Consider the following 15,416-nt stretch of genomic DNA (forward strand, 5'->3'; position numbering starts at 1 on the left):
GTTAGACAAAAGAGTTTACATACAAATTAGATGGAAATTGCCATTTGACGTTTATAGCATGAAAATGCTCAACGATTTTTTGGCAGCCAAATAAATAATAGATTATTAAATCTCTTGTATTCTTCTATTAAGCTTTACTAGTTAAATAACGAGGTCGATGAACATAACATATTTTTCGGTTTATTATAAATATCGGTAATCTAAATTTGATATATCTATCTGAAGATATAATTACATAATCTAACTTTTTAGAGATGCATGAAAAGTTTTTGTCTATCAAGTTGGAAAATTAATATTTAATGAATTTGATTTTGTACATTTTTATTTAAAAATTAAATGTGATGGTGAAAAACTAGATCCCCAATTTCTTTAATAAATCGGGGATCTAAAGGCTGCAAAATTTCACCAATGATTTGCGGCTGTTTTAAATAGCACGAGAGAATTTTGTCTCTCGCATTTTTGTGTGGGTATCAAATACAACAGCAATATTTCTGACTAGTAATCGACCGATGTCTGTAATCTGGATCTGATTTTTTGATAAACTGACCAGACCATCAGCTTCTAGCGGTTTTAATGCCTCTAGCTCCTCAGAGAAATATTCATCAAAGTTGATTTGATATTTGTTTTCAATATCTTGCTTGTGTAACTGAAAGTGAGACATAATACCCATGATTACATCCCTTCTGATAATATCATTTTGACTAAGCTTGACACCTTTGCTAACAGGTAAATTACCCGATGCAATTGTCTGATAGTAATCTTTTAATTCCTTGTGATTTTGAGCATAAGCATCTTCTAGCATACTGATGGATGTAGAACCAAAGCCAAACAATTCTGTCTCCGCGTGGGTAGTGTAGCCCTGAAAATTACGCTTAAGAGTGCCATTGCGTTGAGCGATCGCTAGTTCGTCATTAGTTTTCGCAAAGTGATCCATTCCAATAAATAAATATTGGTTACTCGTCAATTCTTCAATAGTCATTTTCAGAATATCTAACTTTTCTTCGGCTGGTGGTAGCGCTTCTTGAGGAATATTTTTTTGCGCCGGTTTGAGCCAGGGAACATAGGCAAAGTTAAAAACAACAATTCGGTCAGGATCTAACTCAATTGTCTTCTTCACCGTTTCTTGAAATGTCTCGCGGGTTTGATAGGGTAAACCATAAATTAGGTCGACATTCACACTTTCAAACTTAGCTTCTTTCACCCAACTCATGACATCAAAGAGCATTTCTTCTGGCTGAACACGATTTACAGCTACTTGAACTTGGTTATTAAAATCCTGAATGCCGAAACTAATGCGGTTAAACCCAATCTCTCTGAGAAAGAAAATGTAGTTTTTATCGATATAGCGAGGATTAATCTCAATTGAGATTTCTGCTTGTGGATCAATGTTGAAATAGCGATTGATGTTTTTCCATAAAAATTCTACTTGGTGATGATCCAAGTAATTAGGAGTACCGCCTCCCCAATGGATTTGCAGCACTTTTCTGTCTGGATCGATTAAAGCTGCGGTGTTTTTGATGTCTTGAACCAAAGACTCCACATAAGGTTTAGCAATATTCTTGTTGTTGGAAATTACTGTGTTACAGCCGCAGAAGTAGCAAGCACTTTGGCAAAAGGGGATGTGGAAATATAAACTCATAGGAGTTTGGCGTTGATTCGATGCTGCGATCGCGGCCTTAAAATCAGTTTCAGTGAATGTTTCGCTTAACTCTGTAGCGGGCGGGTAACTAGTATATCTAGGTGCGCGAGTGTCGTACTTTTGAATCAGATCCAGATCGAACTTAACACCAGGTAATAAAAAAACCATTGAGTTGCTTTCCAATGAATGTGTGAAGCGAAGGGGAATAGGGAGTAGAGGAGCAAGAACTATTGACCAATGACCAATGACCAATGACAAATGACCAATGACAAATGACAAACTTAATTAGCCGCACCTATTTCAGTACTACCTGAATTCTGGGAACGAGTTAGACTATTAAACAGGACTTGGCCGAGTGCTTTAATTAGACTTCCCTCTAACTCTTGAGCCATTAGCAAATTAAATCCAAAGGCATTATTAGCTTCTGCAACAATCCGTTCTGCTGTTGCATCATCAATAGGTAGCGCGTTTAATACCTGACGATACTTATCCTTAAATGCCTTTTTATCAGAAATTTGCTCAAAATTGTAAAAGGACGTGCCTTCATAGCCAGAAAGCTTCAGGGCTGATTGAGCAACTTTTTGTAGCATTTGACCCCCAGAAAGATCGCCCATGTAGCGAGTGTAGGCATGACCTAGCAATAAAGTCGGTTCACTAGCAGAAATTTCCCGAATGCGGTCAATATACTTTTGAGCAGCAGGTGAGGGTGTAATTTGCTCTCGCCAATTATCCCCATAATAGAACACCATGTCTTTTTCGAGCGAGGATTGGCGATTAAGTTCAGGAAAGTAAACCGCACTAATTACAGGATGCTTTACATGGCTATCTAACGCCGCTTCTAATTGGCTGTAGACGTAATACAAGTTACTTAAGAACTTGGCAAAGCAGTCTCTATCCACCACTCCTTGTAGAAAACATTTCATGAATCCAACATTTTCTGCTGATGTGTGGGCTTGTTGAGTTCCAGAACGCAGTTTGATGGCGAGATTGCTACTCATTGTTGCTTCCTTCATTTTCAAGCGCAAGGTTTCTGGACAGCCACCGACTTAGGATGCCTGCCAATTCCAGCTAAAAGATTGTTATTCTAGGTTTAGAGAGGATCTGCATCAGTCTATCCAGCAAGTACCACTGCCGATGTAAATCCAGGTATTTTTATTTCTCCTAAGATTATTTAACTATTAATTCATATATAACTATCAAAGATATTAGTATTTATTTATGTTTTTCTGATACTCATGTTCAGGCATATTTCAGTTGAGTAGTAACAAAACTGATTTTGCAATAGGCATTTTAACTCTGCTGAAACGATCGCATTCTTTAATACCAAAGTCATTGAAGAGACGAATAACACAGCTGCACGAGCATTTTCCCTGATTTTGGATACAAATCATCCAGAGTTTTTGCAACTATTTAGAGCAATGTTGCAATCTTAATTTGAGAATAACAGAGATTAATAAGAGCGATGCCACGGCGGCAAGCTATGCTCATCAATTGTAAAATTATGCCAAAAATTACCCTTGATAGCCTCCATTGTTGGGTATCTATTGCAGACTTATCTAATCAAACCCGTTGATGCTGAATCATTGAGAGGGACAGTTCATTAACTGGTAACTGTATACATCAACTGAATTTACAAGTCTACTTTGGAAATCTCTTCACTCGAATTTTATAACTGTTACACAATTTACCTGATTTTTACGAAAAACATTTGAAACGGGAACTTGAGCTTGCAGAATATTTATTATTAAAAATTCTGATTAATTTATTACAATCAATAAAACTGTAAGCCTTGAAGCATTGGCTACTAGTTTACCCATACCAATATTATTTGAAAATAGAAGAAAGAAAAACCAACGATTTTTATCTTTAACTTATATAAATGTTGAAGAGATTGGGTTCCCAATTATTAAAAGCTGGCTAGAAATATATTTTCTGTCCAAAAAATTAAACGTATAGGTGTTCAAAAATATGTCAGTTGAATTAAAAAATCCAGGGCAAACGCATCTAAAGTATAAGAATCCTTTAATAGCAAGGGTTTTGGCGTTTTTTAATTTAGCCTATTTTTTCATCAAGATCCTTGCCCAGCAAGGGTTTCAGAAATCCCGTGCGTTCGCCCTGTTAAAAAATCTAAGCGGATTGTTCGACGACATAGTAGTTTTTATATTGGTCTTCATGACCACAATTGAGTCAATTTCATGGAAAATTCTTATGAGTTAGTCACTGAATTATTGAGATTAAGTCCTAATAAGTGTAAGTACTACCAGCAAGGATAGAGGGCTATGAGGCTTATTATTATATCTGCATCCTAGCCCTTTTTATATCCCCGCGAGGTCAGAAGCCCACCGGTTTAATAGCCTTGATGGTGCTAGTAACAATATTAATAACTTTAGTTATTTCTGATAAAAAATCTCCAAACTTCTCAATCTTTTTAGCAGCTTCTTGTAGGCTATTTGTGGCACTCAGAATTTGTGAGTAAGAACTATTAACATCGTTATTGAGTATAGAACCTAGTTTTACCCCATCGATCAAACCAGGGCGAACGCACGGGATTTCTGAAACCCTTGCTGGGCAAGGATCTTGATGAAAAAATAGGCTAAATTAAAAAACGCCAAAACCCTTGCTATTAAAGGATTCTTATACTTTAGATGCGTTTGCCCTGTCGATCAAACCCTGTAGTTCAATTGCTTTGGTTTCCAACTTGCCCCATTCATCTTTTGCCTGTGTAAATTTTGTGCGATCAATTCTCCCATCGTCACGAGCTTTGCCAGCCTCTTCACTGAGAAATTTAATTGTATTAGTTAGTTGATCATGAATCTCTTTTAAATGATCTATATTTAGTTCAGTAGTCATAAGTCCTCTTTCTTTTATTTACAAACGGTTGACTTAATAATTAATCTTGAATCTCATTAAATAGAGGAGTAACTTTGTCAATGTATTCCTTGGTTACTTTCTTGGCTTGCTTTAACTCTGATGTGGTAATTTCTTGATTCCAAACATCATATTCTTTCTCGGTATTTTGAAAACTTAGGCTTTCCTTTTTAGAGCGATATTTATTGCATTTTTGAATTTGGTCTGATGAGAGTTCTTCCCGATCTTTATTGAAAATACGCTTCAATTTGCGGTGAAATTCTGCGGTAGAACGAATAGCAGCTACGTAGGCTGAACCCTGTTTTTTACGTTCAATTACCTTTGTAATTTCTGCTCGTTCTTCTGCCTCTAATAAAGTCTGTTGTGCCTGAAGTGTGCTAAAATCTTGTAGATTATCTTCTAGGTTTGATAATTTTAGTAATCTTATATTGACCTCACTTATGTAGAAACCATAATTTTCATGAATCTGCGTAATTTCTGCATTGAGCAAATACTTTACATAAGATGATTCAATGAAATCGGACAGTTCAGTAGAATATTTCTGAATATCTTGATCTGTGCAAACAATAGCAACTTTCAAGTTATCTCGCCGAAAATCCGTAACTAGAAGATTAGTAATAAAGTCAGCAATTTTAACCCCTGCTGTGCGAGCATTTTCATCAATATTAAGCTTTCCTAAACCGTCTGAAATTTTATTTAACTGAGGAGTAAAGCCGTTATCATTTTCAGTGGCTAAATTTCCAACTGCCGCAACATAGTTGACTAAAACGCTGCCAGCTATTTCAGTATTTTGTGAATTCGGAAGGTAAATTTCGTCGCATTTATCCAAACGTTCTTTGCTATTTATTCTACTTTGCTGTGTTCCCAAAGCTTCCCAAGTTGCGGATCGGGCGCAGGAAGCATAAATATCAGCCGATATTGTTTCGTTGGCAATTGCTAAAGATTGGGATAAATCACCAAATGATTTAGCTGCTGATAAGTCTTCTTTTTGGCAACTGCCAAGGATAAAGGAAAAGGGAATTAAAGCAAGTAAAACTTTAACTTTAGGTCTCATAAATTGTTAATTAGATTAATCTTGCAGGAAACCTTGGAGCAAATTTTAGGATTTATTATCTTTGCCAAGCCTTAGACAAAAAGAAGTTAATACATCAACTCACCCTCGTAAATTGGCGAAGTAGTGTCAAATGAAAACTTCCTTCAAGTAATTCTAACCCTATGTATATTTTTAATCGATTACAAGGTTAAGAGCCATTAATAGTATTTAGTGGTATATAGCAATCCTAAATGAGTTGTTAAAACCGCCCTTGTTCAGTTCTGTGATTTCTTTGAGAGGTTGCAGAGCTTGTTATTCACGAATGATTTAGGATTGCTACTGTTACGTTAGTTGAATTCCTATGTGATTAGCACGGAGATGAATAATTTGCGCCAGTCTAGTTTGTGTTGTTATTGCAGTCTGATCGTCTTTGGCTTGCCATTTTTGGTAATTAGCGCGAACTGAGTCTAATTCTTGCTGCAAATCTTCTTTGGTAGTCATTGCCATAATTTGGCTTTCAATTGGGTTAGTGTCGTGAGGACTAGGATTGGGTTGGCTATTTTCATTAGGAATTAGAAAAGTCATACAACCTCCAGAAGGCTAATATTAGCTTGATATGAATCAACACTACAGATTCCCGATTCCTAACACTACCAAGGTTTACAACTTTAAGAAAAAAGTTAAGGATTTAGCACCAGCAAATCCCCAAAGCCATTCCCCATATTGGTTTCAGCTACCGAAAATTTAAGTGCCTCGCAACCATTCATTTAACGGCGTTGTTAACTTTGGAAAAACCCCCAAGTTAAGAACTTGCTTGCTTCTGTTTACCTTTCCCAGAGCAAACTCCGACTCCCAGGCGCGTTGAGAATAGACTTTTTTGAATTGCATCCGTAAGTAGTCGTGCGAAATTATTGGTGTCACTGTAAGCAAAATGTAATTCTGATACTGTATTTGCCAATTTAGAAACCCAATGGCAATAGGCTCAACGTGCCAATTTTACTCAATAGCCTAACTACTTAAGATTTGTAACCATACTGCATAAATTTGTAAAGTGCATCAGTTATCTATATTTAGTAAGCAAATTACTAAGCACATTTTTATACTTTATTTCCAAGTAAAAATGCAATTACAATCGAAAAATCATCTCCGGCGGCGGGGTGCGACTTTGACAACTCAAGGCTCAAGGAAACTCAATCAGGCAAAAGCTCAGTTAGAAATTGAGCAAAACTTTAAACGATACACTCTCGAAGACCTAAGTGAGAAAACAGGTTTAACCCCCAATACCCTCAGTAAGGTCTTTACTGGCTCAGTAGGAGTTGATAAGCGAACCTTGGAGTGCTGCTTCAATGCCTTTAATATGACCTTGTTAAACAATACCATTGCCAAAATAAGAGTATGAAGAGGTAGGGCATTTCGTAGTAGATTTATTGTCTCTCACAACGATAAATCAAACACTACAAGCAGCCCATGCCTGATATCTTATCACTGCTACAATGCCTGCTACCGCAGATCAACGCGACAACAATGCGGCAATTTAACCAAATAATCCTGGCTATGTTAACGATGAGCGGGCGAGTCACGATGTTGGGAATCTCGCGTTGGGCAGGCACTGGTGGTAGTTATCGGACGATATTAAGATTCTTTCAGACAGTAATACCTTGGGCGACGTTGTTTTGGCTATTTTTCCGTAAGCATTTATTCCGTGCAAATGAGGTGTATTTGCTTGCAGGAGATGAAGTTGTAGTGAGTAAATCAGGTAAAAAAACTTATGGTTTGGATAGATTTTTTTCCAGCCTAGTAAGTAAACCGATATTAGGACTGTCTTTCTTTACATTATCATTAGTAAGTGTTGAACAAAGGCACTCATTTCCCATTCAAATAGAACAGGTGATTAAGAGCGATGTAGAAAAAAGTAGTTCAACATTAGCCTCAGAAATAAAGCCTAAAGAAAAACGTAAGCGTGGACGACCAAAAGGAAGTAAGAATAAGAATAAAGCCGAGGTGATTTTAACATCTGAATTAGTGCGAATTCAAAAGATGATTAATTCGCTGTTCAAATTATTAGCTGGATTTGTGCCGCTTACTTACTTAGTGCTAGATGGGCATTTTGGTAACAATAATGCTTTGCAGATGGCACGTCTTGTTAACTTACACATAATTTCTAAGTTGCGCCACGATTCTGCATTGTATATCCCATATCAACATCCTGACTCCCATAAACGCTCTCGTCGTAAATACGGTGATAAGATTGACTACCATAACATACCTGATAAGTATTTGCGTAAAAGTAGCATAGAGGATGAAATTCAAACTGATGTTTATCAATGCACTCTCCTTCACAAGGAATTTGCCCAAGCACTAAATGTAGTTATTTTAGTTAAAATTAATCTTAAAACTCATGCTCGTAGTCATGTAATTCTATTTTCTAGTGACCTAAAGTTGTCCTACGAAAAAATAATAGATTACTACAAATTGCGCTTCCAAATCGAGTTTAATTTCCGTGATGCCAAGCAGTTTTGGGGACTGGAAGATTTCATGAACTTAAGCCAAACTGCTGTGACTAATGCTGTTAATTTAGCATTTTTCATGGTCAACTTGTCCCATCATCTTCTCTTGGATTTTCGTCTCCTTAATCCCGACTCTGGCATTATTGACCTGAAGACTCATTATCGTGGTTTTCGATATGTCCGTGAAATCTTAAAAATGCTTCCGGAAATGCCTGAGCCTATTTTATTAACCCAGATTTTTGCCAAGATTACTTCTTTGGGACGGATTCATAACGTTTCTACAGGCGTTGAACCCTCGTAAATTGGCAAAGGTATTGGTTAAAGGATGATTATTTTTATCTGGAGCCTCATCAAGACAGTTTTGACGAGATTGGCTCAATGTCCGGGGCTGAAGTTTGCGATCGCATCGAACCAGTATACGATTCTCGCAGCAGTGTAGGGCAAACCCACAAAATGGAACACTCGCCAGACAATGTATACCCTCGTTCCCCAAACCTACCAGGAGGGCAGATGCCCCTGGATTCAGTCTTCTACATTGACCGTCCCATTCTCGAATCCCTCTGTTATGAAGCCATCCAGCAACCCGGTGCGTTGATCAACATCCGCGCCCCCAAGCAAATGGGCAAAACTTCCCTAATGACTCGCATCCTGGCTTACGCTAACTCCCAGGGTAATCGCGCCGTTTCCGTGAACTTGCAACTTGCTAACGACGAGATTTTACGGAATCTAGAACGCTTCCTACAATGGTTCTGTGCCAGAGTCAGCAAGCAGTTAAGCTTGCCAAATGAGATTGCTAGTTTTTGGGATAACTCCTTGGGCAGTAAATCAAATGCCACTGATTATTTCCAGGATGTAATCTTAACCAACCTCGAGCGCGGAGTTTCTTCAAGAGAGAATCGCCCTCTAGTCATTGCGATCAATGAACTCAACCAGCTTTTTGCCTACCCCGATGTTGCTCGTGAATTTCTCCTACTTTTACGAACATGGTCTGAGCAAGGCAAAGAAGCCGATGCAGACATTAATTCTTGGCACAAGCTGCGATTGGTGACGGTTCATTCTACTGAAATTCTCATGCCTCCCTCCATCGAGCCCTCTCTCTTGAATACTGGGCTAGTTATTGAGTTACCTGAGTTTAACCCTGCTCAGGTGCAGGATCTAGCATATAGGTGCGAACAGGAGATAAGCTCGTCACAAACCCAGCGCCTGATCGCTGGACATCCCTATCGGTTGCAGTTAGCATTTTATTGCCTACAGCAGCAGATAATAACCCTAGAAGAACTCTTAGAAAATTCTGCGATCGCAGCCGCTATCTATGCAGACCACCTAGAACAGCAATGGTGGAACCTGCAACGCTATCCCGATTTATTGCCATCGTTTATAGAAATCGTCAGACAGTCAAGTCCTGTAGATTGTGAGGCTGTGCAAGGTTCCCAGCTACACAAAATGGGGTTAGGGATTTGCAAGAAAATAAGATACCAATTAAACGGGGAAAATTGTGATATCCCATTTAGGTAGAGTTTCGGAAGGTTGCCAGAAGGTTTGGTAGTGTTCTAACTCTTGTGAGAGAACCTTGATTCCTTTTTCATAGGTTGCTTCAACACGGTGAACAATGGGTGCAATCCCTTTCCAAGTCATATTGGAAGCCCACTTGATGGCAACTTCAATCGAATCCAGAATTGCGCCATTCCAATAGTTCTCTAGGGCTGCCCAACACCTCTCTATGGGATTGTACTTGCTATGGTACGGAGGATAGTAAATCAGTCGGATTCTTAAATTAATTGCTTGAGACAGTTCAACCATACGTTTGATAAACTGTGTGCGGTTACTGCGAGTTGCTGCACCACCATCAAGGTCAATTACCCATTCATCATAATCTTGGTAATCGTGTTGATTCTCATACCACCAAGCAGTTAAACAATCGACAATAAAATCACTGGTTTCAGCCGACTGACCTAAGTAAATCGTAAGCTTTTCACTGTGTGTGTTGAGAATGCCAAAAGGAACTAAGACTGCCTCCCACTGTGTATCGTGGTCATCCGCAGCTTTTGCTTCCAGTGTCCGAGCTTTACCACCTCTGGAAAGATTGCCAATCTTCACCTTGGCTTTAGTATCGATAGAGACTCGCAACGATTTGGGATTCTCATCCGATGCCTGATTTTCCTGAAACACATTGTCGAAAATGGCATCTGTTTGCGGAATCTTTTCAAGGGCTTTGTTTTTTGTGTTTTTTTAGGCGATACCCCAAGCTATTAAGAATCTTCCCCAGAGTTTGACGAGACGGCAATTGACTGTGGTCATAACCTATTTCACTGATTAATGCTTCTCGTACCGCTCTGGCACTGATACGAGCATATAGAAAGGTCGATTGAAATTTTGGATCTGCTTGGGCTTGAGCATCTACCAAAGAACAAATATCTGCTTCTAAATTGGGCAGAATCTCAACACTATTATGTCGTCCCCTTGCATGATAGTTATCCACACAGACTATCCCTGTCCGCCGTTCATGCAAGCCAAGTTGTACACAGGAGCGATTCCATCCTAAAACTGTTTCTGCAATGCGTGCTGAACTATCGAAGTAATCTTCAGTAACTTTTGCCATGAAGTCTCTTTTACAGCTGCCAGTTAGTTTCTTGGCTGCATCTTTGAAGGTAGATTTTATGGTGTCGGTAAGCATGAACCCTGTGATTCCAATTCTAGAAATTCAGAGCAAACGCGGGCAGATCCGCGCCTCCTATTCTTCTAGAATGACTGGTATTTTATTTTCTTGCAAGCCCCTTAGTGCATCTGCATGATCTTAAAGCAAGTCTCGCCTGTGAGTTATTTCGTCCCTTTTTCTGCGATCGCTTGCTACAAATCAACAGTTAGAGGCTATTTATAAAGTAAATCTAAAAGCCAGGAGAAAGGAGTTATGATAACGATAAAATACTTCATGTGCAGTGTATTTACATAGATAGTCGGTATGGCGCGAAAGTCTTACCCCACAGATTTAACTGATATAGAGTGGGAAATCTTGGCTCCCTTGATTCCACCAGCTAAAGAAGGAGGGCATCCACGCACAACAGATATGCGTGAAATATGCAATGCCATCTATTATCATTTGAAAACTGGATGTCAATGGAATATGCTTCCGGGGGACTTCCCGCCAAGCTCAACGGTATACAGCTATTACCGTAAATGGCAACGCAAGGGAGTTTGGGAAAAATTAAACCATACACTGCGCGATCAAGTTCGCATAAAATTAGGTAGGTCAACACAACCAAGTGCGATCGCAGCAGATAGTCAGTCGGTAAAAACGACTGAAAAAAGGGGGATGTGTACGGCTTTGATGGTGGCAAGTTAGTCAAAGGAAGAAAACGCCAAACAATCGTTGATAGCCTTGGGCTATTGCTCAAAGTGATTGTGAGCGAAGGCAATGCTCCTGAAAGAGTGCTTGCAGCGTATGCCTTGATGGAACTGGTGGAAGAACGCCCAGAATTATTGGAAAAAGTTGAAGTCATGTGGGTTGACTCGGGGTATGACGGCGATAAGTTTGCGCTGGCTGTTTGGTTGATGATTCAAGCTCATGTTGAGGTCATGCGCCGTACTAATAAAGAATTTGAAGTTTTACCCAAGCGTTGGGTAGTAGAAAGAACATTCGGTTGGTTTAACCAGTACCATCGTTTGAGTAAAGATTACGAACGCCTGACTGAAATGAGTGAAGCTGCCATATATGCCGTTATGACTCGTATTATGTTACGTCGTCTAGCCGTCTAAAGATTTACTTTATAAATGGTCTCTTAAAGGTGCTAAGAACAGGCACACAAATTTTAAGTGGGACGTTGAAGGGAAAATTTAACTTAATCTTATCCTTTCGTTGATTTATTCTTAGTTGTGCAAAGACTTTTAATCCAATATAGTCTATTTAATAAGTATAAAATCTTCTATAAAAATTCTATTTAATCGTTTAAAAGCCTTGCTGCTGATAACTTTGGTAATTTTAATTAGGTTTCAGTATACTTAACAATATCCATACCAGATTCTTAAGAATTCTATGTGATATTGTCAAAGTAGATTTAAATATTTCAGCCTGACTGTTTGGTATCGTACTCACGAAAACAGGATAAACTCTATGTATCGATTCCAGATCAGTGCATACACGCAAACAGGTGAATCCATCGGTCTGGTCGGTTCTACTCCAGAGTTGGGACTGTGGGAAATTAAAAAATGTATCCACCTGCGTACAAGTGGCGATCGCTATCCTCTATGGTGGACAGATATTGAAATTCAAGAGTCAGGCGGTCAACAGAGAGTTGAATACAAGTACGTCCGCCTTGATGCCAACGGCAATGCTCGATGGGAGAGCTTACTAGATATAAACCGATGGATACCGATTGATTCTGAGGATCATTCCAGCACGATTATTGTGGATGATGGTGCATTCGGTTATTTACAACCTTACCCCTTTGGATACATTGAGAAATCAACTGTCAAGATGCCCGTAGAAGAAAGGGCTGAGAGACTCAAAATTGTGGTCATTGGCAGTTCCGTCGCATTAGGTCATAAAGCCTGGTTTTTGAAAGGTTGGGTCTGGTTGTTAGCACAGGCTTTAGAGCAAAAATATGGGCATCAACTGGTAAATGTATCGGAGGTAGGGGCGAATGTCAGCAGAACGATCGCTCGATTCCCCTGGTTTGTCACCCCAGAAAAACCAGATATTGTGATTATTGCCTTGTCTTTAGGCAATGAAGGTTTAGCCTACTGTCCCCCTCACGAACGGCGGGCGGTACAACGGCGGTTTGAAAGTGGCTTGCAGCAGCTTGTGAAAATGACGCGCGACATCGGAGCAATCCCGATTTTAGGCGGAGTCTATCCCAACGGTGATTATTCCCTGGAACATTACTCGCTGATCCGAGACACACACAAACGAATGCTCAGTTGGGGCGTACCTGTATTGGATTGGTTGGCAGCTGTAGATGATGGACAAGGACGATGGAAAGCGGGGACATCCTTCGATCCGGCTCACCCGAACACGGTCGGTCATAGCCTTATGTATCAGCAGATCGACCACCATTTATTCGATATCAACAAAGACGCATTAGCAAAAGAAAAACAACGCTTCCAGCAACCGAATGAATTTCCCATCTACTTTGACAATGCGGGCTTTCATGTCTCTGTCTGTATGGAAGAGAAGCATTTACGGATCGTTAATTCATCGGCATACAGCTACACGATCGCTCCCTATTGGCAGGAACTACAAACTGCACTGCAAAGTAAGGCTGGATTGATATCAGGTATTTACATTGCGAAGAATACCCAGACGGGGACGCTGCCTTTCTTGGCTGTAGAGGATGGCGCGATCGCAACTACAGTAAATATCCCCTCTGGCGCAGACTTAGAATATAGCGCTGCCTTCAATCTTTTTTTGCCAAACAACTCACAAGTTTTGTTCTATGACGGGCAACTGGGGATTTTGCAAGCAGACGAACGCCATCTCTGGATAATCAACGAATCAGATAACGAGTACAATATCCAACCGATGTGGACGGAAGTTTGCAACGCCCTTAAAGCCATGCCATCGGGTGTTTATGAAGATCCACTTCATCCCGACATTCCCTTTCGTACCATGATGATTGGCAAAGATGGGCTAGAAAGCCGGGTGAAAGCACCACCTAAGTCTGCGGTGTTTTTCCAATACAAATGTCAGTTATCGGATATCAGCCGTGTGGCAATTCTTCCCCTTGGCGATCGCTGTGCCGTCCGCATGATGCTATATAAAATGGAATATGATGGTCCTGCTTTTCCCTTCGATCTAACGCGCACAACTAATATTGCAGATGTTGCGGATGCGATCGAAAACGGTTTTTATGATATGTGGAATCCTGCCTTCCTGCACTACAGCCCCGATGCAGGTAGAATCTACCATAGTAAGTGGTCGGGTCTATCCTTTGCCCATGAAGTCGAGGAGACAGACGATCCAAGCAACGATATGTCTCCCATCCATGAACGGATGCGCGTTCGATACACAGCACGTTCTGAAAGGTTTTGGTACGCATTGCAGCACTGTGACAAAGTGCTTTTTGTTCGTACAGGAATTAGCGATCGCGGTGGTGTGATAGATTTAGTCAACAAGCTAGAAAAACAATGCCACGGGAAGCCATTTCATCTCTTGCTTCTTTCTCCTCAAGGCGATGACGAGTTTTTAGACCTTCCCAATGTGCTGCACTACAATGTCGAGTTTAATCCCGATCGCATGTATGACGATTTGGGGCATTGGATGTATTGCACAGAGGTGATGCGAGGAATCCTGGAATCTCTTGGTGTGTCTAGTAAAAACCTCTTTTGGTGTCCGCCGAAAATACCGAAGGGGTGGGAAATTAGGTAGGAGCGTTCGCATTTGTTGATTCGGCGTTCGCATTTGTTGATTTGGCGATCGCATTTGTTAATTCAGTCAAAAACCATAAACTGCGTAGGTTGGGTGGAGGAACGAAACCCAACATTTTCGAGGATTTGTTGGGTTTCAGTACGTTCCACCCAACCTACGATTATCTACAATAAGGTTTGCGATCATTTAGTTAATACTGAGGCAAGATGAGCAGGACGAGACAAGTGTGGGCAATGTCCTCCAGGCAGTTCTATAGCATCAACTCCCAAGCGCTTACGTGCAGCATAGTGTGACCATGCAGGAGAGATTATCAGGTCATCAGTACAAAAAATATATTTATACTCTACATTTGGTAAAGCATTCAAGGGATTAACCTCAAAAATATATGCCATTGATTGCTGCAAACGTCTTTTTGAGAGTGCCCAGCGCATTACATCCGGCTGACAATCTTGATAAAAAAATTCCATCAAGACTGCTTCATCTGAAAAGTTCTTCCCAGCAGAAACAGGATTAAACATATAAGGTTCATCATCAAATTGTTCGAGTTTAGGTGACTCTTTTGGTTCGTAATTTAATGATTTGAGGCTATCAGAATCGAGATGATGAGAAAATTGCTCAAGTGTACTAGTTCCTGGGTATGGAATAAGCGCGGTAAGGAATACCAGTTGACGTACTTGGCGCACTTCTGCAACAAGGGGAATAACAGTACCAGCCATTGAGTGACCAACCAGGACAATATCATCATTAGTTTTTGGAAGGGCTTGCAATACTACATCTGCAAATTGCGATAAACTTGCAGACGCATCTTCAATTGGCAAATCCATTGCTACTGTTTTGTGACCTTGCGCTTCTAAATAAGGAATTAACAAATCCCAACACCAAGCGCCTTGAAAAGCGCCATGAACTAGACAAAAAAGACTCATAGTTATATTTAAGTTTTTTAAATTGTGCTTATCTTCTACCTCACGTATTGCAGAATTGTCAACAAGCTTTGCCGCTAGCTTTGAA

11 protein-coding genes and 2 pseudogenes are annotated in these 15,416 nt (G+C 40.0%); 6 read left to right on the top strand and 7 right to left on the bottom strand.

Going from position 1 to position 15,416, the window contains the following annotated elements; translation table 11 throughout:
* Positions 1-424: 424 nt before the first annotated feature.
* Together hemN and FD724_RS25605 are read right to left on the bottom strand one after the other, a co-directional pair.
* Entirely contained in the window at positions 425-1,807 is a 1,383-nt protein-coding gene (gene hemN, locus FD724_RS25600) for an oxygen-independent coproporphyrinogen III oxidase (protein ID WP_179074524.1), read from the bottom strand.
* A 113-nt stretch (positions 1,808-1,920) separates the two neighbouring features.
* Entirely contained in the window at positions 1,921-2,637 is a 717-nt protein-coding gene (locus tag FD724_RS25605; RefSeq protein ID WP_179074525.1) for a heme oxygenase (biliverdin-producing), read from the bottom strand.
* A 674-nt stretch (positions 2,638-3,311) separates the two neighbouring features.
* Here FD724_RS25605 and FD724_RS41085 point away from each other — a divergent pair.
* Positions 3,312-3,586: pseudogene (locus tag FD724_RS41085) on the top strand (IS4 family transposase); the annotation flags it as partial.
* A gap of 687 nt (positions 3,587-4,273) precedes the next feature.
* Here the strand turns inward: FD724_RS41085 and FD724_RS25610 are convergent.
* The 3 genes from FD724_RS25610 to FD724_RS25620 form a co-directional block, all read right to left on the bottom strand.
* Positions 4,274-4,489: a hypothetical protein gene (locus FD724_RS25610; protein ID WP_179074526.1), complete on the bottom strand. Its 216-nt coding sequence runs from the start codon at positions 4,487-4,489 to the stop codon at positions 4,274-4,276.
* A 40-nt stretch (positions 4,490-4,529) separates the two neighbouring features.
* Positions 4,530-5,561 (bottom strand): hypothetical protein, encoded by a 1,032-nt coding sequence (locus tag FD724_RS25615; RefSeq protein ID WP_179074527.1) that lies wholly within the window; start codon positions 5,559-5,561, stop codon positions 4,530-4,532.
* A gap of 321 nt (positions 5,562-5,882) precedes the next feature.
* Positions 5,883-6,125, bottom strand: coding sequence for a hypothetical protein (locus tag FD724_RS25620; RefSeq protein ID WP_179074528.1), 243 nt, complete (start codon positions 6,123-6,125; stop codon positions 5,883-5,885).
* A 535-nt stretch (positions 6,126-6,660) separates the two neighbouring features.
* Between FD724_RS25620 and FD724_RS25625 the strand changes: the two genes are divergently transcribed.
* The 3 genes from FD724_RS25625 to FD724_RS25635 all read left to right on the top strand — a co-directional run bounded on the left by FD724_RS25625 (position 6,661) and on the right by FD724_RS25635 (position 9,562).
* On the top strand, positions 6,661-6,939 hold the full coding sequence (locus FD724_RS25625) for a helix-turn-helix transcriptional regulator (protein ID WP_256874358.1): 279 nt from the start codon (positions 6,661-6,663) through the stop codon (positions 6,937-6,939).
* 68 nt (positions 6,940-7,007) lie between these two features.
* Positions 7,008-8,348, top strand: coding sequence for a transposase (locus FD724_RS25630; RefSeq protein ID WP_179071337.1), 1,341 nt, complete (start codon positions 7,008-7,010; stop codon positions 8,346-8,348).
* Between the two features lie 77 nt (positions 8,349-8,425).
* Positions 8,426-9,562, top strand: a complete 1,137-nt coding sequence (locus FD724_RS25635; protein ID WP_256874359.1) for an AAA-like domain-containing protein — start codon at positions 8,426-8,428, stop codon at positions 9,560-9,562.
* Here the strand turns inward: FD724_RS25635 and FD724_RS42135 are convergent.
* Positions 9,527-10,721: pseudogene (locus FD724_RS42135) on the bottom strand (ISAzo13 family transposase). The gene FD724_RS25635 and the pseudogene FD724_RS42135 sit on opposite strands and share 36 nt — an antisense overlap.
* A gap of 285 nt (positions 10,722-11,006) precedes the next feature.
* On the opposite strand from FD724_RS42135, the gene FD724_RS25645 reads away from it, so the two are divergent.
* Both FD724_RS25645 and FD724_RS25650 read left to right on the top strand, forming a co-directional pair.
* Positions 11,007-11,800 (top strand): IS5 family transposase gene (locus FD724_RS25645; protein WP_179072334.1). Its coding sequence is split into 2 segments (ribosomal slippage): positions 11,007-11,346 and positions 11,346-11,800, totalling 795 coding nucleotides; the frame shifts between segments, so codons are not numbered across the junction.
* Between the two features lie 355 nt (positions 11,801-12,155).
* Positions 12,156-14,408: a DUF1796 family putative cysteine peptidase gene (locus tag FD724_RS25650; RefSeq protein WP_179074529.1), complete on the top strand. Its 2,253-nt coding sequence runs from the start codon at positions 12,156-12,158 to the stop codon at positions 14,406-14,408.
* Between the two features lie 182 nt (positions 14,409-14,590).
* On the opposite strand, the gene FD724_RS25655 is transcribed toward FD724_RS25650, so the two are convergent.
* Positions 14,591-15,331, bottom strand: a complete 741-nt coding sequence (locus tag FD724_RS25655) for an alpha/beta fold hydrolase (RefSeq protein WP_179074530.1) — start codon at positions 15,329-15,331, stop codon at positions 14,591-14,593.
* Between the last annotated feature and the right edge of the window lie 85 nt (positions 15,332-15,416).

It is taken from the genome of Nostoc sp. C057 (genome assembly GCF_013393925.1).
Lineage (GTDB): Bacteria > Cyanobacteriota > Cyanobacteriia > Cyanobacteriales > Nostocaceae > Nostoc > Nostoc muscorum_A.